The 19752-nt window shown below is 71.0% G+C and carries 17 protein-coding genes and 1 pseudogene; 9 read left to right on the plus strand and 9 right to left on the minus strand.

All coding sequences use genetic code 11. The features are described 5' to 3' along the window. Positions 1-260: 260 nt before the first annotated feature. From QFZ75_RS01800 to QFZ75_RS01815, 4 genes are read right to left on the minus strand one after another with little or no spacing between them, the layout of a single operon-like run. Positions 261-959: an SDR family NAD(P)-dependent oxidoreductase gene (locus tag QFZ75_RS01800; protein ID WP_307533465.1), complete on the minus strand. Its 699-nt coding sequence runs from the start codon at positions 957-959 to the stop codon at positions 261-263. After that, a complete protein-coding gene (locus QFZ75_RS01805) occupies positions 956-1450 on the minus strand; it encodes a RidA family protein (RefSeq protein WP_307533466.1) in 495 nt (164 codons plus the stop codon). Before QFZ75_RS01805 ends, QFZ75_RS01800 begins: the two co-directional genes overlap by 4 nt. Next, entirely contained in the window at positions 1399-2892 is a 1494-nt protein-coding gene (locus QFZ75_RS01810) for a carboxylesterase/lipase family protein (RefSeq protein ID WP_307533467.1), read from the minus strand. Before QFZ75_RS01810 ends, QFZ75_RS01805 begins: the two co-directional genes overlap by 52 nt. Before the next feature lie 21 nt (positions 2893-2913). Beyond that, positions 2914-3828 carry an MBL fold metallo-hydrolase gene (locus QFZ75_RS01815; RefSeq protein ID WP_307544175.1) on the minus strand — a complete coding sequence of 305 codons (915 nt, stop codon included), beginning with the start codon at positions 3826-3828 and terminating at the stop codon, positions 2914-2916. 128 nt (positions 3829-3956) lie between these two features. Between QFZ75_RS01815 and QFZ75_RS01820 the strand changes: the two genes are divergently transcribed. From QFZ75_RS01820 to QFZ75_RS01835, 4 genes are all read left to right on the plus strand, one after another. Then, positions 3957-6710, plus strand: coding sequence for a LuxR family transcriptional regulator (locus tag QFZ75_RS01820; RefSeq protein WP_307533468.1), 2754 nt, complete (start codon positions 3957-3959; stop codon positions 6708-6710). A 641-nt stretch (positions 6711-7351) separates the two neighbouring features. Continuing rightward, positions 7352-8641, plus strand: coding sequence for an LLM class flavin-dependent oxidoreductase (locus QFZ75_RS01825; protein ID WP_307533469.1), 1290 nt, complete (start codon positions 7352-7354; stop codon positions 8639-8641). Next, the gene (locus tag QFZ75_RS01830; RefSeq protein ID WP_307533470.1) at positions 8638-10038 is read left to right on the plus strand and encodes an NtaA/DmoA family FMN-dependent monooxygenase; all 1401 of its coding nucleotides are present in this window, start codon (positions 8638-8640) and stop codon (positions 10036-10038) included. Before QFZ75_RS01825 ends, QFZ75_RS01830 begins: the two co-directional genes overlap by 4 nt. A gap of 132 nt (positions 10039-10170) precedes the next feature. Then, entirely contained in the window at positions 10171-10653 is a 483-nt protein-coding gene (locus QFZ75_RS01835; protein ID WP_307533471.1) for a hypothetical protein, read from the plus strand. A 103-nt stretch (positions 10654-10756) separates the two neighbouring features. Here the strand turns inward: QFZ75_RS01835 and QFZ75_RS01840 are convergent, their stop codons facing one another. Genes QFZ75_RS01840 through QFZ75_RS01850 form a run of 3 tightly spaced genes read right to left on the minus strand, consistent with a single transcriptional unit; the run spans position 10757 to position 11955 of the window. Further along, the gene (locus QFZ75_RS01840; protein ID WP_307533472.1) at positions 10757-11050 is read right to left on the minus strand and encodes a hypothetical protein; all 294 of its coding nucleotides are present in this window, start codon (positions 11048-11050) and stop codon (positions 10757-10759) included. A 45-nt stretch (positions 11051-11095) separates the two neighbouring features. After that, positions 11096-11416, minus strand: coding sequence for a hypothetical protein (locus QFZ75_RS01845; protein ID WP_307533473.1), 321 nt, complete (start codon positions 11414-11416; stop codon positions 11096-11098). 41 nt (positions 11417-11457) lie between these two features. Further along, positions 11458-11955 (minus strand): PaaI family thioesterase, encoded by a 498-nt coding sequence (locus QFZ75_RS01850; protein WP_307533474.1) that lies wholly within the window; start codon positions 11953-11955, stop codon positions 11458-11460. A 90-nt stretch (positions 11956-12045) separates the two neighbouring features. Between QFZ75_RS01850 and QFZ75_RS01855 the strand changes: the two are divergent. Next, positions 12046-12501: pseudogene (locus tag QFZ75_RS01855) on the plus strand (winged helix-turn-helix transcriptional regulator); the annotation flags it as partial. A 258-nt stretch (positions 12502-12759) separates the two neighbouring features. Here the strand turns inward: QFZ75_RS01855 and QFZ75_RS01860 are convergent. Both QFZ75_RS01860 and QFZ75_RS01865 read right to left on the minus strand, forming a co-directional pair. Further along, on the minus strand, positions 12760-13371 hold the full coding sequence (locus tag QFZ75_RS01860) for a GPP34 family phosphoprotein (RefSeq protein ID WP_307533475.1): 612 nt from the start codon (positions 13369-13371) through the stop codon (positions 12760-12762). Positions 13372-13546: 175 nt separating this feature from the next. Then, the gene (locus QFZ75_RS01865; protein ID WP_307544176.1) at positions 13547-13921 is read right to left on the minus strand and encodes a muconolactone Delta-isomerase family protein; all 375 of its coding nucleotides are present in this window, start codon (positions 13919-13921) and stop codon (positions 13547-13549) included. A gap of 143 nt (positions 13922-14064) precedes the next feature. Here QFZ75_RS01865 and QFZ75_RS01870 point away from each other — a divergent pair, with 143 nt between their 5' ends. The 4 genes from QFZ75_RS01870 to QFZ75_RS01885 all read left to right on the plus strand — a co-directional run bounded on the left by QFZ75_RS01870 (position 14065) and on the right by QFZ75_RS01885 (position 19645). Beyond that, positions 14065-14985 (plus strand): LysR family transcriptional regulator, encoded by a 921-nt coding sequence (locus QFZ75_RS01870; protein ID WP_307533476.1) that lies wholly within the window; start codon positions 14065-14067, stop codon positions 14983-14985. 185 nt (positions 14986-15170) lie between these two features. Then, positions 15171-15896 (plus strand): SDR family NAD(P)-dependent oxidoreductase, encoded by a 726-nt coding sequence (locus QFZ75_RS01875; RefSeq protein WP_307533477.1) that lies wholly within the window; start codon positions 15171-15173, stop codon positions 15894-15896. A 28-nt stretch (positions 15897-15924) separates the two neighbouring features. Beyond that, positions 15925-16341 carry a hypothetical protein gene (locus QFZ75_RS01880; RefSeq protein WP_307533478.1) on the plus strand — a complete coding sequence of 139 codons (417 nt, stop codon included), beginning with the start codon at positions 15925-15927 and terminating at the stop codon, positions 16339-16341. A 304-nt stretch (positions 16342-16645) separates the two neighbouring features. Further along, positions 16646-19645 carry a family 16 glycoside hydrolase gene (locus QFZ75_RS01885; RefSeq protein ID WP_307533479.1) on the plus strand — a complete coding sequence of 1000 codons (3000 nt, stop codon included), beginning with the start codon at positions 16646-16648 and terminating at the stop codon, positions 19643-19645. The last annotated feature ends 107 nt before the right edge of the window (positions 19646-19752 follow it).

The raw sequence follows: 19752 nt of genomic DNA on the forward strand, positions 1-19752 counted from the left end.
GGCTCGGCTTCAGCCCTCCCGCAGCCGCTCAGGGTACGGGCCGTACGCGCCGATCGGCAGGTACGGTCCGATGAACTCCTGCTCCTCGTCCGTCAGTTGCACGCGTGTCACGCAAGGACATCTACCGGTCCGGGCCAGCCGGGAGGGCGACCCGCGCAGATTGATCACGATGTGATCTGCGCCCTGGAGCCACTCCGAAACACTGCAACGACTTCATGGGTTCCTCGGCACCTGAAATGGCTGATCCGGTACGGCCGGTGTCAGGACCAGGCGATCTCGCCATGGCGGGAGACGAAGCGTCCGGTGCCGGCACCGGGTTCCTCGGTGGCGAGGGCGATGATCGCGTCCGTGCCCTCGGTGACGGTCTGGAAGCCGCTGTGAGCGTTGAAGTCGGTCGCGGTGTAGCCGGGGTCGGCCGCGTTGACGCGGATGTCCTTGAGCCCCTTGGCGTACTGCGTGGTCAGCATCGTCAGCGCCGCCTTCGAGGACGTGTACAGCGGCGCCAAGGCGTGCGACTCGGGCCGGTCGGGGTCGTGGGTGAGAGCGAGGGAGCCCATGCCGCTGCTGACGTTGACGATGACGGGGTCAGCCGAGCGGCGCAGCAGCGGCAGGAACGCGGTGATGGTGCGGACGACACCGATGACGTTGACGTCGAGGACGGCCAAGGCGTCGGCGCCGGTGAGGTCGCTGGGATCGCCGAGCGGACCGGGCACCCCGGCGTTGTTGATCAGGACGTCGATCCTGCCTTCGTGTTCGGCGACGTTCGCAGCCGCGGCGGCCACGGACGCGTCGTCGGTCACGTCGATGGGGACGTAGCGGGCGCCGAGCGCGGCGGCGGCCTCCTCGCCCTGCTCGCGGTTGCGGGCTCCGACGAGCACGGTGTGGCCCTGCTCGATCAGGCGGCGGGCGGTCTCGCGGCCGAGACCCTTGTTTGCTCCGGTGATGAAAGTGATCGTCATGCGTTCGATACTGCCCCCGCCGACGGAGGCGGGCCAGGGACGCTTGGACGGTAGGAAGACCAGTACCACCCTCGCGCCCGCACACACGATCCGGGGATGCCGGAGGAGGGAGATCGTGTCGGCGACCCCCGGAATCGCGGCTCGTCGCGGACGGTCGCTGTGTACGCCTCGTTCATCTCGGCCAGGTGTGCGGGATCGGTGAGGTGGACGCGCAGCATCACGACGTCCTCCGGCCCCGCGCCGCCCGCCTTGAGCACGGCTGTGACGTTGCGCAGGGTCTGTGCGATCTGCTCGGCGAGCGGGAGCCGCCCGGAGACCTGCAGGACGGGGTCCTTGCGGATGCCCCGGGACGGCGGAGCCGGCAGGGCGGGTGCGTTCTCGGTGGTGACAACGGTTCTGGTCGCAGTGTGTCCTTGAGGGAGGTCCGAAGGGGTGGTAGTCAGGTCCAGGCCTGTCGTTCCTGGCTGCGCGGGTCGTTGACCTGGTTCCACTCGGCGTCGACGCGCATCGTGGCCCGGTGCTCGGTGTCGTACGGGTCCCAGCCGGGGTTGCCGGTCGTGGCGAAGCGGATCCAGGTCTCGTGCATGCGGGAGGCGAGTTCCGCGGGGGGCTTGTCGGGGCCTAGCAGGGCGTCCGCACCCCGCAACCGGGGCAGTTGCGCGAGATCAAAGACGAACGGGAGCTCCACCGTGTGGGTGGCGCCGAGCTGTCCGTTCAGGGCCTGGGAGCGCCAGGCGAACTCGTAGGCGTAGGTGGCGGATTCGGGGTGGGCGGCGTGTGCGCCGACCAGGGCCCGGCTGCCCGCGCCGAACAGCGCGTCGCCCATGATGGCGGACCGCAGCTCGCCGTAGGACGCCTCGGGGCGCGCCTTGCGGTACGTCTCGACGAGCCGCGCCGGGTCCGGGTGCGAGCGCGCGGCCGTGTCGTCGACGTCCTCGGCGGTCGAGGTGTCGTACTTGTCCACGGGCACCAGGTAGAGGTTTCCCTCCTCGGTGTTGGTCCCGACGAGCAGGTCGACGTCGGCGCCGAGTCCGGCGCCAACGGCCTCGGCGGGCTGGGTGTCGAGGACCAGGCTGAAGGGACTGAGACCGATCAGCGGGTCGTGGTGGGTGGCGGTCTGCAGGTCGAGCCCGGCGAGACGGGAGGCGGCCTCGACCAGACGCTCGTCGGAGACGTCCGCGAACGCGTCCGCGTGCGGCTCGACGCCCAGGTTCGCGGCCGCCGCCTCGGTGACGCGGGCGGCCTGCTCGGTGGTGAACGCACCCAGGCCGCTGCCGCTCTGCACGATCGTCCGGCGGAAGAGACCCGCGGCGTCGGAGGTGGCGAGGACGCCGCCGACGATGGTCGCCCCGGCCGACTGGCCGAAGAGGGTGACGTTGGCGGGGTCGCCCCCGAAGGCGGCGACGTTCTCCCGCACCCAGCGCAGCGCGGCGACGACGTCGAGCAGGCCGCGGTTGGCGGGTGCCCCGGGGATGTCGAGGAACCCGGTGATGCCCAGCCGGTAGTTGAGGGTGACCAGGACGACACCGTCGCGGGCGAAGGCGGAGCCGTCGTACAGCGCGGAGCGCGTCGAGCCGGCGACGAATCCGCCGCCGTGGACGAACACCATGACGGGCAGGTCGCCGCTCGCGCCTGCGGGCGTCCACACGTTGACGGTGAGGTAGTCGGCCCCGCGGCTCCAACCGGCGCCGAAGTAGGGGGACATGTCCACGCTGCCGAGCTTGCGCTCGGACTGCGGCGCGTTGGGTCCGGGCGCGCTGGCGTCCCGTACACCGTCCCAGGGCTGGTGCGGCTGCGGCGGGGCGAATCGGCCGGCGGCGCGGGGCGGGGCGGCGTAGGGGATGTTCAGGTAAGCGGCGGTGCCGTCGTCCTGGCGCAGGCCGCGGACGGCTCCCTGCGCGGTGGTCACGACGGGGTCGGGATGGTGGTTCACGGTGATGCCTTTCCGCGGGACTCAGGCCTGCTCGGTGTACGGGTCGAAGGGCGCCCAGCCCTTGATGGCGAACTTGCTTCCGGCACGCTCGATCTCGGCGGCGCCGTGGCCGCCCAGGTGCGCGGGGATGACGAGGGCGTCGTTGTCGGCCGCCCAGCCCAGCACCTTGCGGCGGGTGGCGCGGGCGCCGGCGGGGTCCTCGCAGAAGCAGCTGTTGGCGTCCGGTTCAAGGATCTGCACCGGGTTGTGCAGCATGTCGCCGACGAACACCGCGCGGTCCGTTCCGGAGGCGAGGGTCAGCACGGAGGAGCCGGGGGTGTGTCCGGGAGCCGCGTCCAGGCGCAGGTCGCCGTCGATCCGGTGGCTGTTCTCCCACAGCAGTGTCTGGCCGGCCTGGTGCACCGGGGCCACACTGTCCTCGAACACGTTCTGGTTGCCGCGGCCGAGCAGCGGCTTGTGGCCGTTGGCCGGGTTCCAGAAGTCGAAGTCGTCCTTCGGCATCAGATAGGTGGCGTTGGGGAAGGTCGGCACCCACTGCCGCCCGTCCAGGTAGGTGTTCCAGCCGACATGGTCGACGTGGAGATGTGTGTTGATCACGATGTCCACGTCCTCGGGCTTGACGCCGGCCCGGGCGAGGTTGTCCAGGAAGCCGGTCTTGAGATGGCTCCAGACCGGTGCGTACGGGCGCTCCTTGTGATTGCCCACGCCCGTGTCGACGAGGATGGTCTTGCCCTCGCTGCGCAGCAGCCAGGTCTGGATCGCGGAATTCACGATATTGGTCTCGGAATCCAGGAAATGCGGTGCCAGCCAGGGCGTGCCGTCTTCCCAGACCTTCTTCGGGCTTTCCGGGATAAAGGTTTCGGGCGTCATTTCGACGGAGCCATAGTATTCCCAGACGCGGGTAATGGTGACATTGCCGAGCTTGATCTGTTCCATGTGAATTCCTCGAAATTCGGAGCTTTCCAGGAACGGTAAGAGCAGCCCCGATACGGCGGTATCCGTCACGTGACTGCACCTACGCGCACCCGCCGCACGCCGCGTCCCGCCGCTTGTAGCCTGACCTCATGGAAGCGCACGAGAGAGAGCCGATCGTCGGCCGGGACGCGGAACTGGCACGCCTTTTCCGTGCCGTGGATTCGGCGACGGCCGACCCGGTTCTGCTGCTTCTCGGCGACGTGGGCATGGGAAAGAGCGCGCTGCTCGACCGCGTGGTGCGGCGGGGCGAAGCGGGCGGCACCCGTGTCCTGCGTGCCGAGGGCAGCGAGTCGGAGTCGAGCCTGGCGTTCTCCGCCCTGCACCAGTTGCTGCGGCCGGTGTCGGCCGACGTGGACGATCTGCCGGAGCGGCAGCGTGCGGCGCTGCACGGCGCCTTCGGCGCGGGGCCGGTCCCGGCGGACGGCGACCTCATGCTGATGATCGGTGTCGCCGTCCTGAGCGTGCTCTCGGCCCTGGGGGAACGCGGGCCCGTGCTCGTGGTGCTCGACGACGCGCAGTGGATCGACCGCGCGTCCGTGGACGTCCTCTCCTTCGCCGCCAGACGCCTGGCAGGCGAACCGGTCACGATGCTGGTCGCAGCCCGCGTCGGCGATCACCTGCCGGGCTTCGACCGACACGTGCCGACGCTCGCCCTGGGACCGCTCGACGACGCCGGGGCCGGGCGGCTGCTGGACCTGCAGCCCCACAGCCCCACCGGCCGGACCAGGACGCAGATCCTCGACCAGGCCGAGGGCAACCCCCTCGCGCTGACCGAACTGGCGAGGGCGGCCGCCGCACCCGGGCCGGCCGCGAGGTCGCCGTCCGCGGGTCCGCTCCCGCTCACCGCCCACCTGGAGCGGATCTTCGCCGCCCGCCTGGACGACCTGCCGGCCTCCACCACGCGGGCCCTGCTGCTCCTGGCAGCCATGGACACCGTCGACTCCGCGATCGCCGTCCCCACCGCAGTGCCGAACGCCGAGAACGAGGCATGGCCGCCTGCCGAGCGGGCCGGGCTGATCCGGCGCACCGGCCGCGACCTGCGGTTCGGCCATCCTCTCGTCCGCTCCGCCGTGTACCACGCCGCGTCCCTCGACGCCCGGCGCGAGGCCCACCTGATGCTCGCCGAGCTGCTGCGGGACGAGCCCGACCGGCGTGCCTGGCACCTCGCCGCCGCGGCCACGCGCCCGGACGGGGACGTGTCGGCGGAGCTGGAGCGGACCGCCGACCGGGCCCGTCGCCGTGGCGGCCACGCGGCCGCGGCCCAGGCCCTGCAACGCGCCGCCGACCTCGCGCCGCGACCCGAGGACACCGCCCGGCTGCTCGTCGAAGCCGCCGCGGAGGCCGCGCTCACCGGTGATCTCGCCTGGGTCGAGGAACTGGCGACCGCGGTACGAGCGCGCACCGACGACGCGTCCCTCCTCGCCGAAGTCGCAGCCCAGGTCGGACGGCTGGCGGTACTGACCGTGCGCCACAGCGTGGTCTTCCCCCAGCTGGCGGACGTGGCCGAGGAGTTGGCGCCGGCCCGGCCGTCCACCGCGCTGGACGTCCTGGCCGGCGCCGCCGTGGTCCGCTACTACTGCGGACAGGACGCCCAGCAGTACCGCATCGAGGCCGCCCTGCGCGGCCTGCACGAGGACGCCTCACACACATGGCTGCGCACCTGGGTGCGGGCCGTGTCCGACCCCTTCGGCGACCGGGCCGAACTCCTCGCCCTGCTCCCACAGGTCGCCGCCGAGGCGCGACGCCGCCCCGACCGGCTCACCGCCTACGCGGTCATGGCCTGGCTGCTGGACGAGACCCCGCAGGCCGTCCGCGCCTTCGACGAGGCCTTCGACCGCTGGGGGTTGCGCGGAGCGCTGCCGGAGGGCCTGGGCGGCGCGGCCGCCTGGAGCTATGTGGAACGAGGCAGGTGGGGACGGGCCCGGGAGGCCTGCGCCCGCAGCAGCGCGGTCGGTTCGACGGCCGGCCTGGACCACGCGGTGGCGTGCGCGGCCGCGGTGGACGCCACCGTGCTGGCCTACCAGGGGGACCCGACGGCAGCCCGTGCCCGGGCCTACGAGGCACTTGCCCTGATCGATCCGCTGGAGAGCCGCTCGGTGTACGTCTTCGCCCGTCGCGCACTCGGCGCCGCGGCCCTCGCGGAGGGCGCCTACGAGACGGCGTACGGCCAACTCCGCACGGTCTTCACGGCAGATGGCGGCCCCGTGCACTACCACGCCGCCTACCCGGCCCTCGCGGATCTGGCCGCCGCCGCGGTGCGCGCCGACCAGCACGCGGAGGCCGACGCGATCGTCGAACGTGCCGCACGCACCCTCGCCGACAACGCCTCACCCCGCCTGCGCGCACTGATCAACCGTGCCCGTGGCCTGCTGGCCGACCCCGAGGACGCCGAGCCGCACTTCCGGGCGGCCCTGGGCGACCCTGTGCTGGAACACTGGCCCTTCGAACGCGCCCAGACCCTGCTGGACCTCGCCGAGTGGCTACGGCGCCGTCGGCGCATCGCGGAGGCGCGAGTGCCGCTGACCGAGGCCCTGGAGACCTTCCGGCGCCTGGGCGCGCGCCCGTGGATCGAGCGGGCCCGGGCCGAATCGCGCGCCGCCGGCCTCGACGTCACCGACGCCGCCCCCGACGCGCTCGCCGAACTCTCCCCGCAACAGCAGCAGATCATCGGGCTCGCCGCCCGCGGACTGACCAACCGAGAGATCGGCGAGAAGCTCTTCCTCTCGCCGCGCACGGTCGGCTCGCACCTCTACCGCAGCTTCCCCAAGCTCGGCGTCACCGCCCGCGCCCAACTGCGCGACCTCATCGAGGGCCCCCTGGCGACAGCCGACCACCGGGACTGACGGCACGCCCGGCCACGGATGCAGTCACCTGACGCATACCGACCGGCAGATCACCGAGCCGGACTGGCCACGAGGCGAACGAGGCAGCAACCCCTCGCCTTCACACGGCCCCGCCTTCCTCCCGCACGGACGGGCACGGCCCACCGCGTCGAGGGAACGGACATCCATGGTGGCTGACACGACAGCGTTGCTCATGTGCGCCGGAAGACGAACGGCTGAGGGCGGCGGCACAGGTCGATGACCAGGCGTCGCACCAGCGGTTCGTGATTCATGGGGCCCATTTCTACCGCAGCCACGGCTCTTCACCAAGAGCTGTCCCACTTCCTGGGACCGACTGCCCCCACGGGCGAGGCGGACCGCCGCCGCTCCCGCGTACGACGGATGTTCTTGACACCCTCTGGAGCCCACGGCATAAGTTGACGCGACCGGTGGCGACGACTGGCAGCGACCGGTCCCGAACAGGTGGAGGCCGTGATGCGCGTACGTCGTACGGCCCTGCGCGGTGCCCCCACGGGGACGCGGCTGATCACCCGCCGGCATGTGGACTACTGCCGCACCGCCTCCGCCGTCTGTCCTTCCGCACGCCTCTGACCCCTGTCGGCCCGTCGGCCGGCGGTCTCCTCGTGCCCGGAAGGAACACCATGTCCGGCCCCGCCCTGCGGCTCGCCGTCGAACTGGACGGCGAAGGCGCTCACCCCGCGGCCTGGCGCCGTGCCGCCCACTCCCCCGACCACCTGCTGACTTCGCGCCGGGTGTCCCGCGTCGCCGCCGCCGCGGAGAACGCCGGATTCACCCTGATCACCCTGGAGGACAGCGCGCTGCCGCCCGGTGGTTCACCCGACAACCCGTCCGGGGTGGCGGGCCGTATCGGCGCGGTGGAGCGTGCGGCGTTCATCGCGGCGTCGACGAGCGTCATCGGCGTCGCGCCGGTCGTCCCGGTGACATATGCCGAACCCTTCCACGTGTCCAGCCAGTTGGCGTCCCTGGACCACGTGTCGACCGGGCGGGCAGGCTGGGTGGTGAGCGAGGAGACACGTCCCGCGGCGGCCCGCGCCTGGGACCGTCCGCTCGTCGACGGCGCCGCCGCCCGGGCCCGTGAGTCCCGCGACGGCGTCGAGGTGGTCCGTGCCCTGTGGGACTCCTGGGAGGACGACGCGGTCATCCGCTCGGTGGCCACCAGCCGCTACCTGGACCGGGACCGGCTGCACTACGTCGACTTCACGGGTGACACCTTCACGGTGAAGGGACCGGCGATCGTGCCGCGTCCGCCGCAGGGGCAGCTCGTCGTCCTCGGCAGCCCGGACCTCGTACCGGCCGGCCTGCTCGACGTGGGTCTCGTCGCCGGCCGCGGTCTCGCGGAAGTCGCGACGGCTGCGGCCGCCGCGGGGACGGCGCGGACGTTCGCCGAGATCGAGGTCGCCCTGGACACCTCGGACGCCAGCGCCGGGGAGCGCGTCGCGGATCTCGAACGGCATGCGCCCTGGGCCGACCGCGGACGCCTGCGGCATGTCGGCTCCGCCACCGGACTCGCTGCGCTGCTGGGGCGGTTGAGGGGTGTCGTGGACGGTGTACGGCTGCATCCGCTGGTCGTCGACGAGGACCTGGAGGTTCTGTCCCGGCTGGTCCTGCCGTATCTCTTCGAGCAGCGCCACGCCGTTCGCCCGCTGCCCGGCACGACTCTGCGGGGTCGGCTGGGTCTGGAACGGCCGGCCAATCGGTACGCGGCCGATGCCGGGACCGGGGTTGGGACCGATGTCAGGACCGGGGTCGGGACAGGGACCGGGCTCTCGGTCTCGGCCCAAGTCCAAATCCAAGCCCAGGGCCAGGGCCGAGCCCAGGGCCAAGTCCCGGCATCAGCATCAGCTTCCGGTTCTCGTTCCGGTTCCGGTTCCGGTTCCGGTTCTGCGTCGGACTCGGAGGAGACCCGATGACCCGTACCGATCCTTTCGACGTCCCCCGACCCGACGCACAGCTCCACTTCGGAGTCTTCTTCCAGGGAGTCAACCACTGGACGATCTGGTCGGACCCGGCCAGTGCCAGCCAGATCGACCCCGCCGGCTACCGGCGTGTCGCCCAGACCGCCGAACGCGGCCTGTTCGACGCCTTCTTCCTGGGTGAGGGGCTGAGGCTGCGCGAGGTCGACGGCCGCATCCACGACCTGGACATCGCCGGACGCCCGGACGCCCTCACCCAGCTGGCCGCGCTGGCCGCCGTCACCGACAGGATCGGCCTGGTCAGCACGTCCAACACCACCTTCAACGAGCCCTCTGATCTCGCCCGCCGCCTCTCCGGTCTCGACCTGCTCTCCGGGGGCCGCGCCGGCTGGAACGTGGTGACCACCGACAACGCCTGGACCGGTGCCAACTTCCGCCGTGGCGGGTACCTCGACCACGCCGACCGCTACCGGCGTGCCGAGGAGTTCCTCACCGTGGCCCGCGCCATCTGGGACGGCTGGAAGGACGGCGCGGTCTCCGGCTCCCCCGGCGCTCCGGCCTGGGCGGCACCCGGCGGCGTACGCCATGTCCGGCACCAGGGGGCGCAGTTCGACGTGGACCTCGCTCCCACGCTGCCGAGGAGCGCCCAGGGCCACCCGGTGATCTTCCAGGCCGGGGACTCCGGCGAGGGACGTGACTTCGCCGCACGCAACGCCGACGTCGTCTTCTCCGCGCACGGCAACGACTTCGACGACGCACTCGCCTTCGCCGACGACCTCCGGCGCCGTCTGCGCGCCGTCGGCCGACCCGACGACGATCTGCGCATCCTGCCGGGTACGGAGATCATCATCGGCGCCACCGAGGAGGAGGCGCTGGAGAAGAAGCGGTGGATCCGTCTCCAACAGGTCACTCCGGCCACCGCGTTGGGTATCGCCGGACTCCTGTGGGGCCTGGACCTGTCCGACCGTGACGCCGACGGGCCGCTGCCCGCGGAGGAGCCGGTCGTCGCGGAGAACGACGGCTCCTTCGGCTCCAGACGGGTCAACGATCCGCGCGAGGTGGTCGCCGAGTGGCGTGGAAAGGCGGAGGCACATGGCTGGTCACTGCGGGAGACCGTCATCGCGCTCGGTCCGCAGCGCGGTCACGTCGGTACGCCGGCCGGTCTCGCCGACAAGTTCGCCCACTACGTCCGGCACGGTGCCGTCGACGGTTTCAACGTCACGCCGTACCTGATCCCCGACGGCCTGGACGACATCGTCGACCTGCTCGTCCCCGCCCTCCAGGAACGGGGCGTCTACCGCACCGAGTACACGGGAGCGACCCTGCGCGAGCACCTGGGTCTGAGAGAGCCCTTGACCCACCGCACCACGGCCGACCGACGACGGGCCGGCTGAACCGCGGCGGCTCCTGATCACCGCGATGGATCCGCAGGCACTGCGTGTCCCGGGCTCACATGTCCACTGTCAGTGGCCCATGAGAAGGTCACGGAAGCTGAGCATGGCAATGGGCATTGTGGGAGGAAACGCGTGAAGGCGCTGCGTGAGATCGTCGGTCGCGACGAGTTCGACGCCTTGGTCATCAGGACCGACTACGACAACGAGACCGCATGGCAGGCGGTGACGGCGGACCTGGCCCGACCATGGGGGGACGAAGGCGAGTTCGAGTCGTCCGTCCACCTCGTCGACGATCCCGCCTGGGCCGGCTCGATGCCCGACGAGATCCTCGACGAGGTGCGAAGGGACGAGAACCTGTCCGTGGTGTTCCTCGCCGACCGGGTGACGATGCGATCAGCCCACCGCGCTCTGCTGGCTCTGGACATCTTCGAGGAGGAAGACCTCGACCCGGAGCACTACCAGGAACTCGTCGACCAGCCGTCGCCCCGCGAGTTCCGTACCCTCCCCATAGGTGTCCACGACATACACGCGAACCTGGCGATCGCCAACATGGACTTCGCGGAGTTCGCGGAAGTCGCCGCCGCCGACCCCGAGCGCATCTACCGGTCCTTCTGAGCCGGCGGTCCTTCTGAACCGGCTGCGGGGCCGGCGTCATACGAGAACGCACCCGTCGCGTGAGGACACGACAGGTGCGTTCGGGGGCGGTAGGTGCCGGGGTTCACGCGTTCACATGGCGGCGGACCGGTGTCCTGCGCGGTGCGGCGTGGTGCGCCGGTGTGTTCGCGCCCGCGTTCTGCAGACGTCGCAGCCACAGGGACGTCACGGTCAGGAGACCGGCGAAGACCAGCAGGAAGAGCGCGGACACCCACATCTGCCGGCTCCCGGGATGCTCGTACCCGATCCAGGCGGCCGATGCCGCCCACAGCAGCACGGCCGCCGTGTAGAAGGTGCGCATGCGGTGCAGCTGCCGTACGGCCCGCAGGGACGTGGTGTGGTCTTTTTTCGGTGCCATGCCGACCCGTGTACCCCTGATGACCGATGATTCACAGGGCATTCATCAGGCGTCGCGGCCCTCGAAATCCCGTCGCACCGCCGCGCCTTCGTCCTCGACCAGCCCGGACCGGTCCGGAAGGTGCAGCACGGTCCTGCAGTGCTCACACACCGTCGCCCCCTCGGCCGGTCTGCTGCCGCATGCCTTGCAGACGCGCCGCGTCGTCGTCCGGTCCTCGCTGTTCTGCGTCATGCCGTCTCCCACTCGCATCTCGATCGCGCCGTTCGTGACGCTGCGCACCGCGGCATCGCGCTGTGCGCGGTACACCGCGCCGTGCGCCGTGCGCCGTACGCCGTACAGATGCCGGGTTCCCTTGAGGCCGGGCATGATTCCTCGGCTCGGGAAAGGGATCCCGCGGGCGATCCCGGTCAGCTCCCCGCCGGGGCGGGGAAGAGCAGGCAGCTGCTGGTGGCGTGGGCGAGCAGGCGGTCGGTGGAGTCGAGGAGCTCGGCCTGGGCGAGCGCCGTGCGGCGGCCGCTGTTCAGGACGGTGCCGACGGCACGCACCTTGCCCGTGTCCACCGTGATCGGGCGCAGGAACTTCAAGGTCAGGTCGAGCGAGGTGTACGCCATGCCCTGCGGCAGCACCGACTGGACGGCGCAGCCCGCGGCCGAGTCGAGGAGCGTGGCGTAGACACCGCCGTGCACGCTGCCGATGGGGTTGTAGTGCTCCTCGCCCGGAGCCAGGGTGAAGACGGCCCGCCCGTACTCGACCTCCTCCAGGCCGAAGCCCAGGGTGCTCGCGATGGGCGGTCCGGGGAGGCGGCCGGCGATGATGTCACGCAGGAAGTCCAGGCCGGTGGCTCCGCCGACCGCCCCCGCCGAGACGGACGGGTCCTCCCACGTGAATGTGCGCGACCTGTCCATGGCTGCTCCTCCGACCGCCTGACTTTGTTTATCGAAGTTAGACACTCCGGCTTCTGGCTGTCAATGGCGGAGCGGGCCTAGGCTCGTCGCATGGAGTGGCTTGAGGTCAGTACCGAGAACTGCACCGTCCGGCGCACGCTGGATGTGGTCGGCGAGAAGTGGTCCCTGCTGGTGCTCCGGGACGCCATGAACGGAGTACGGCGCTTCGACGACTTCCGGCGGCACATCGGACTCTCCGACGCGGTGCTCGCGGACCGGCTGCGCAAGCTGGTCGGGGCCGGGATCCTGGACACCGTCCCCTACCAGGAGTCGGGCCGACGGACCCGCAACGAGTACCGGCTCACGAGCAAGGGCTGGGACCTGTGGCCCGTGATGCTGGCCCTCAAGGAGTGGGGGGACCACTACACCGCCGACCCGGCGGGACCGCCGCTCGACGTGTACCACTCGGACTGCGGCGAACCCCTCCGCACGGTGGTCACCTGCGCCGACGGTCACGGCCCGCTCCGGCCGAGGGAGGCGGGTACGCGGCCGGGTCCCGCCGCCCGGCCGCTGGCCCAGGTCGACCGCGGCGGGAGCGGTACGGACGATTCCGGCCGGCCCACCGCCGCAACCACAGCCGCGGCTACCGCCACCGCCACCGCCACCGCCACCGGGCGACGGTCCGGCAAGGGATAGGCGACCGGTCGGTGGTGGCTCGACCTGCCCCCGCCCCGCCTCGTCCCGCCTCGGGTTCCGGTGGCCCAACTTCCTTGCGCTACCGGAGGGCAGGGGCGGGAGCGGGTGCGCCGTCGGGGCGCGCCTTCGTCACTGGCCGCGCCAGATGTTGTCGAAGGCCGCATTCTCGATGCTGCGCCGTTGCCGTACGGCTTCCAGTTCCCGCACCGCGTCGTTGACGGCGGCCAGTACGGTCACGACCGCGTCGTCCACGAGGCCCGCCACGTCCTCCTTCGGCTCGTCGTGGAGGCCCACGGCGGCCGCCAGGAACGCGAGGACGGGCTCGCCCGACGTCCAGCGGTCGGCCGCGTGGCGTCGGGCCGGGGTGTCGGTCAGTGCCGTCACGCCGCTGCCGAAGGGGTTCCACCGGTGGCGTGGCGACGCGATCTGCCCCTCCGCCCGCAGAGCGTCGAGGTAGGTGGCGGACAGGTCCCGGCCCCGGCGCCACAGCCAGTCCTCGACGGACTCGTACGGCTCCTGCCGGTTGAGCGCCGACGCCGCCTCGCCCAACAGGCCGTCCCCCAGGTCTCCCTGCCAGTGGTCGGCGGGCACGATGCGGTCGCCGTCCAGGGAGAGGGCTCCGGCCTTGCGGAGATCGATCAGCTCGGCTCCGGCGAGGGCCAGCGACAGATCGCCCTGCCCGGTGGGACGGTCGGACTCGACATCCATGGTGCTGATCAAAAGGTCGCGCGGTGTGGTCATGACGAGCTCCATGTCTGTCAATGCCGGGCCCTCGACCGGGGTCCGGAGCCGAAGTCGCGAACGGTCGGCCGACCGCGGCCCGGGTTCTTCGGGTCTCGGGTTCTTCGGGTACCGAGTCTGCCCGATACCGAAGCCGTTTCCACCGCTACGACCTGGCTCGGCCGGGCAGCCGGGGCTACGCCACGGCGTCGTCGGATCGGCCCGGGCCGTCGGGGTGGGACCGGAGCGGGGTGACAGTGAAGGTCATCCAGGGACTCAGCGGCAGCGTGCCGAGCGCCTTCCCGCGCGGCTCGCCCTCGTCGCGGGCACGCCGGACACCGATGCCGCGCAGCTCGCCGACCGGGCGCCACAACCGTGTCAGGTGGCTGGACGCGGCCAACTCCCGGGAACTGGCCAGTTCCCGGGCGCGGCCAGCTTCCGGGCGCGGCCAGTTCCCGGACGCGGCCAGTTCCCGGACGCGAACCGCTTCGGCGGCGTGCCGACGGTCGACCTCGTCCTGGCCGGCGCCCTCGGGAACGGTGGTGGCGATCTCCACCAGGAACTCGCGCACGGTCCTGCTCCACCCGGTGGGGTGCCCGGCGGGGACCGGAACACCGCGGTGGTCGGGGGTGTCCCCGTCGTCCGCCCGAGCCACGGGGCACGCCACTACCCGCGTGTTCACCGCTGGGAGGCGTGGCCTCTCACCGACGTAGCATGACCGGCATGGAGCTGCGCCAACTGCGGTACTTCGTCGCGGTCGCCGAGGAACTGAACTTCGGCCGGGCGGCCGAGCGTCTGCTGATCGCGGGCCCCTCCCTGTCCCAGCAGATCAAGGCACTCGAACGCGACCTGGGCGTACGGCTCTTCGACCGCGACCGGCGCTCGGTATTGCTCACCCCGGCCGGTTCGGCCCTGCTCCCGCACACCCGCGACCTGCTGGAACGCGCCGCCGACCTCCGGCGCCGCGCCGGCCGGCTGTCCGGATCGGAACCGGTACGGCTCGGCTACGTCAACTGGCTGCCGCCCGACCTGACCGCCCGCACCGCCGCGGTGGCCCAACTGCACATCGACGCGTGGATCGCGCCCTCGCACACCCAGGCCGCCCGGGTCGCCGACGGCAGCCTGGACCTCGCCGTGTGCTGGGTGCGCGACGAGGACCTGCGACAGCGCGGTCTGCACGCCCGTCTCATCGGCGCCGACCGGCTCTACGCCGTGGCGAGGGGTGACGACACCAGCGACGTCGCCGCCCGGGACACGGACGTCCTCCTCGACGGCGACACCACCTCGTGGTCGTCCTGGAACGCCTACGCCGAACTGCTGGCCCGGGACACCGGGGCGCGTGCGGTGCGCATCGCCGACGGAGGCATCACCGGACCCGCGTTCTTCGACCATGTCCGCCGCGGCGGCCGGCCGGTCGTCAACTCCCCCAAGGGGCAGACCACTCCGCTGCCGCCCGACCTGGTCCGACGCCCGGTCGTCACGCCGGAGATCCACTGGACCTGGTCCCTGGTCCGCCGCGAGGACGAGGACCGTCCGGCGGTCCTCGCCCTCGTGGACGCCCTCTGCGACGGCGTGGGCGATCTCGGCATCCACGCCCCGGACGCCTGGCTCCCGGCGGGCGACCCGCACCGCTAGAAGGCTCCGGCCTGCGCTGGGAGGCCACGCCTACCAACAGGGAGGAAGCCGGTCCCGGCCCGGGCCCTTCAATCCTTTGACTCGCTTCCGCCACGGACCTACATTCCAGATATTCGACCGGTCGGCTAGTAGTCGATCGGCCGGGAAACGGAAACCCCGTCCCATCCGGAAGCAGGTCGTTCACCATGAGTTCTCAGCACCAGCACCAGCACCAGAAGGTCGCCGTCGTGACCGGTGCTTCGCAGGGCATCGGCGCCGGTCTCGTCGAGGCCTACCGCAAGCTCGGTCACGCCGTCGTCGCCACCTCGCGCACGATCGCCCCCTCCGACGACGCGGGCGTCCTGACCGTCCGGGGCGACATCGCCGACCCCGCCACCGCCGAGCGCGTCATCGCCGCCGGCATCGAGCAGTTCGGGCGCATCGACACCCTGGTCAACAACGCGGGCCTCTTCGTCGCCAAGCCCTTCACCCAGTACACGGCGGACGACTACGCCGCGGTGACCGGCGTCAACCTGGCCGGCTTCTTCCGCATCACCCAACTGGCCGTCGAGCGCATGCTCGTCCAGGGCGGCGGCCACCTCGTCAACATCACCACCAGCCTGGTCGACAACGCGAACTCCGACGTGCCCTCCGTGCTCGCCTCGCTGACCAAGGGCGGCCTGCAGTCCGCGACCAAGTCCCTCGCCATCGAGTACGCCACACGCGGCATCCGTGCCAACGCCGTCTCACCGGGCACCATCAAGACCCCCATGCACCCCGTGGAGACGCACGCGGCACTCGCCGCCCTGCACCCGGTCGGCCGTCTCGGCGAGGAGAGCGACATCGTCGATGCGGTGATGTACCTGGAGAACGCGCCGTTCGTGACCGGCGAGATCCTGCACGTGGACGGCGGTATGAGCGCGGGCCACTGACCCGCCGGACAACGACAGGAGACCTCCGATGGACAGCACGACAGACGGTGACACGACAGACAGCGACACGGCGGACGGTGAAGCGACGGACGGCGAAGTGATCCTGCGCGGGGTTCTCGACCGGTGGAAGGCGGCGGTCGACGCGCACCGGCCGCAGCTCGCCGCCGCCCAGTTCACCGAGGATGCCATCTTCCAGGGGCTGCGCCCGCACAGTGTCGGAAGGCCGGGCATCGCCGCGTACTACGACTCCCAGCCCATCGGACTGACGGCCGAGTACCGGATCCTCGAGACCCGGCGTCCCGCCGACGACCTCGTGCTCGGCTATCTGAGCGTCGACTTCTCGTTCACCGACCGCCCCACTCTCACCGTCAACCTCGGCGTACTGCTGCGGCGGTCGGCGCAGGACTGGCACATCGGGTACTACCAGGTGTCCCGGCCGGGATGACGCACCGGCCGACGGCCTCCCTCGCCCGGCAGCGGCCCGGCGGCCGCCGTCGCACCGACGACGGACCCGGAGCCGGCCCGGCCGCTCGCCGCCGACAAGACCCGGTCAAGGTCCCCGGTGTGAACGGGACTTCGGTCCCCCGTTCACACCGAGGACTTTGAACACTCGCAGTACAAAGTATGGACATGCCAAGTGAAAGCCCCTTAGGTTGGCGGCGCAACTCAGCCCCGCCACAGCAGACCGGAACGCAGTCCGGCACGGTCCGGTCCCGCCACATGGAGGACCGTTGTCCCAGCATCAGTTCGTGCGTGCCCGAAGACTCCTCACCTCTCTGCTGACCGGAGCCGTCCTGGCCGGCGGCCTTCTCGCCACCCCCGCGGTCTCGGCCGCCGCGGACGCCGCGGCGGCCCTCCCGCCGCAGGAGCCCGGCGTCACGCTGCGCGTGTTCGACGTGCAGACGCCGCTGAGCAAGCTGTGCACCCTCAAACCCGGTCAGACGCCCAACCACGACGCGCTCAAGTCGACGGTGGACTGGTCCACGACCGATGACTTCGGCGGCTTCTCCGACCGCTTCGTCTCGGAGGTGACCGGCTATCTGGTCGTGCCGAGCGACGGCACCTACGGCCTGCGTCTCACCAGTGACGACGGTTCCCGGCTGAGCATCGACGGCGCCACCGTCATCGATCACGACGGACTCCACGGCGCGGAGCCGAAGGACGCCTCCGTCCAGCTCACCGCGGGCTCGCACCCCCTGCGCATCGAACACTTCGAGCGGGACGGCGGGCAGGAACTGCGGCTGGCCTGGCAGCCGCCGGGCGCGAGCGGTTTCACGACCGTGCCGCGCGAGGCGCTGAGCACGGACGCCGGTGTCGTCCGGGTCACGGCCCCCGGGCGCAAGGAGTGCGAGGAGAGCGGCGACACCCCCGGCGACGGCCTCCCGCTGACGGAGGTACGCCCCGACCTGACGCTCACCGACCTGCGCCCCGACGGTTTCGAACCGCAGGTCACCGGCATGGACTGGCTGCCCGACGGACGGCTGGCCATCAGCACCTGGGGCGGTTCCGACAACGTTGCCGGTGAGGTGTACCTGCTGGACAACGTCACCGGCGAGACCAGCCGGGACGAGGTCACCGTCAAGAAGGTGGCGAGCGGACTGCGCGAGCCCATGGGCATCAAGTACGTCGACGGTTCGCTGTACGTCTCGCAGAAGCACCAGCTGACCCGGCTCGTCGACAAGAACCACGACGACGTCACCGACGAGTACCGCCAGGTCGCGACCTGGCCGTACGGCGGCAACTTCCACGAGTTCGCCTTCGGCCTCCTCTACCGTGACGGCTACTTCTACGTGAACCTGTCCGTCGCCATCGACCTCGGCGGCGCGACCACGGTTCCGCAGCCGGCTCCGGGCCGCGGGACCACGTACAAGGTCAGCAAGAAGACCGGCAGGATCAGCCCGATCGCAGGAGGCCTGCGCACGCCGAACGGTATCGGCTGGGGTCCTGAGGGCGAGCTCTTCGCCACGGACAACCAGGGCGGCTGGCTGCCTTCGTCGAAGCTCGTCCACGTCAAGCAGGACCGCTTCTTCAACCACTACACCGAGCCGTCCGGCCGCTTCGACGCGGCCACCCCGACCGCGCCGGTGCTGTGGCTGCCGCAGAACGAGATAGCCAACTCGCCCTCCACACCGCTGTATGTGAAGAAGGGCCAGTTCAAGGGGCAGATGCTGATCGGCGACGTGACCTACGGCGGTCTGCAGCGCGCGTACCTGGAGAAGGTCAAGGGGCAGTACCAGGGCGCCGTCTTCCGCTACACGCAGGGCCTCGAGGCCGGCGTCAACCGCCTCAGCTACGGTCCCGACGGCTCGATCTACGCCGGTGGTCTGGGCGCCGACGGCAACTGGGGCCAGGAGGGCAAGCTCAAGTTCGGCCTGCAGAAGCTCACCCCGAACGGCGGCAACACCTTCGACATCAAGACGATGCGTGCCGTGCCGGGCGGTTTCGACCTGACCTACACGCAGCCCGTGTCCGCGAAGACGGCGGAGGAACTGGCCAAGCACTACAAGGCCGAGCAGTGGCGCTACACGCCGACCAGCGACTACGGCGGCCCGAAGATCGCCGAAGAGGTACTCCCCGTGCGGTCGGCCGAGCTGTCGAAGGACAAGCGCACCGTGAAGCTGCGGCTGGACGAACTGAAGCCCGGACGGGTCGTGCACCTGCGCTCCCCGCGGCCCTTCACCTCCGAGTCCGGTGAGTCGCTGTGGAACACCGAGGCCTGGTACACGCTCAACGCCATGCCGGGCAAGCAGCCGCCCGCCGCCACCCGGTACGAGGCCGAGGAGGCGCGTCTGACGGGTGTGGCCGGCATCGCGACGGACCACACCGGCTACTCCGGCAGCGGATTCGTCGCCCGGTACAACACGGAGGGCAAGGCCGGCACCGCCTTCGACGTCACGGTCAAGAAGTCGGGCACCTACGACGTCAACCTGCGCTACTCCAACGGCCCCAACCCGTTCCAGGGCACCAAGTCGCTCTCCCTGTACGCCAACGAGAAGAAACTGCGGCAGGTGAAGCTCGCCTCCACCGGTGACTGGGACACCTGGTCCACCCAGACCGAACCGGTGGCTCTGCGCGCGGGCAAGAACACCCTCTCCTACCGCTTCGAAGCCGGCGACACCGGCCATGTGAACCTCGACCTCATCACGGTCCGTCCGCACGGTGAGCGGCTCGCCCTCTTCGACGGCACCGCCGCCTCGCAGGCGCAGTGGCAGCACACGGACGGCCGGCGCCTGGAGTGGCCGCTCGCCGCCGAGAAGTCGATGGAGGTGTGCTGCGGCGACATCCGGACCCTCGACGCGTACCAGGACTTCAAGCTGCACGTCGAGTTCCGTGTCCCGCTGCTGCCCGACGACGTCACCGGCCAGAACCGCGGCAACAGCGGCATCTTCATCCAGGACCGCTACGAACTGCAGATCCTGGACTCCTACGGCGACACCACCCTGGACACCAACGAGGCAGGAGCCATCTACCTGAAGAAGGCGCCGGACGTGAACGCGGCCAAGGCGCCCGAGACCTGGCAGACGTACGACATCGTCTTCCGGGCCGCCCGTTACGACGACACGGGCAAGAAGACCGCGGACGCCCGGCTGACCGTGGTGTGGAACGGCGAGAAGGTGCACGACGACATCACGCTCGACGGCCCCACCGCGTCGGGCAGGTCCGAGACACCGGCGGCGGGACCGATCCGCCTGCAGGACCACGGGAACAAGGTCCGGTTCCGCAACATCAGGCTGGAACCCCTGAAGTGACGTGAAGGGACCGAAGTGACCTGCAGCCGGGCCCGGTGGACGCCGGGCCCGGCACCCGTACAGGTGGTGGCGGGGGGGGTGGCAGGGGTCCGGCGGTAGTGCCTGCG

Origin of the sequence: Streptomyces sp. V3I8 (assembly GCF_030817535.1) — a bacterium.
Classification (GTDB): domain Bacteria; phylum Actinomycetota; class Actinomycetes; order Streptomycetales; family Streptomycetaceae; genus Streptomyces.

Coding starts and splice junctions, on each gene's coding strand:
- QFZ75_RS01800 (WP_307533465.1), bottom strand. CDS start 959: ATGACGATCACTTTCATCACCGGAGCAAACAAGGGTCTCGGCCGCGAG.
- QFZ75_RS01815 (WP_307544175.1), bottom strand. CDS start 3,828: ATGGAACAGATCAAGCTCGGCAATGTCACCATTACCCGCGTCTGGGAA.
- QFZ75_RS01820 (WP_307533468.1), top strand. CDS start 3,957: ATGGAAGCGCACGAGAGAGAGCCGATCGTCGGCCGGGACGCGGAACTG.
- QFZ75_RS01825 (WP_307533469.1), top strand. CDS start 7,352: ATGTCCGGCCCCGCCCTGCGGCTCGCCGTCGAACTGGACGGCGAAGGC.
- QFZ75_RS01830 (WP_307533470.1), top strand. CDS start 8,638: ATGACCCGTACCGATCCTTTCGACGTCCCCCGACCCGACGCACAGCTC.
- QFZ75_RS01840 (WP_307533472.1), bottom strand. CDS start 11,050: ATGGCACCGAAAAAAGACCACACCACGTCCCTGCGGGCCGTACGGCAG.
- QFZ75_RS01845 (WP_307533473.1), bottom strand. CDS start 11,416: ATGCCCGGCCTCAAGGGAACCCGGCATCTGTACGGCGTACGGCGCACG.
- QFZ75_RS01850 (WP_307533474.1), bottom strand. CDS start 11,955: ATGGACAGGTCGCGCACATTCACGTGGGAGGACCCGTCCGTCTCGGCG.
- QFZ75_RS01860 (WP_307533475.1), bottom strand. CDS start 13,371: ATGACCACACCGCGCGACCTTTTGATCAGCACCATGGATGTCGAGTCC.
- QFZ75_RS01870 (WP_307533476.1), top strand. CDS start 14,065: ATGACCGGCATGGAGCTGCGCCAACTGCGGTACTTCGTCGCGGTCGCC.
- QFZ75_RS01875 (WP_307533477.1), top strand. CDS start 15,171: ATGAGTTCTCAGCACCAGCACCAGCACCAGAAGGTCGCCGTCGTGACC.
- QFZ75_RS01880 (WP_307533478.1), top strand. CDS start 15,925: ATGGACAGCACGACAGACGGTGACACGACAGACAGCGACACGGCGGAC.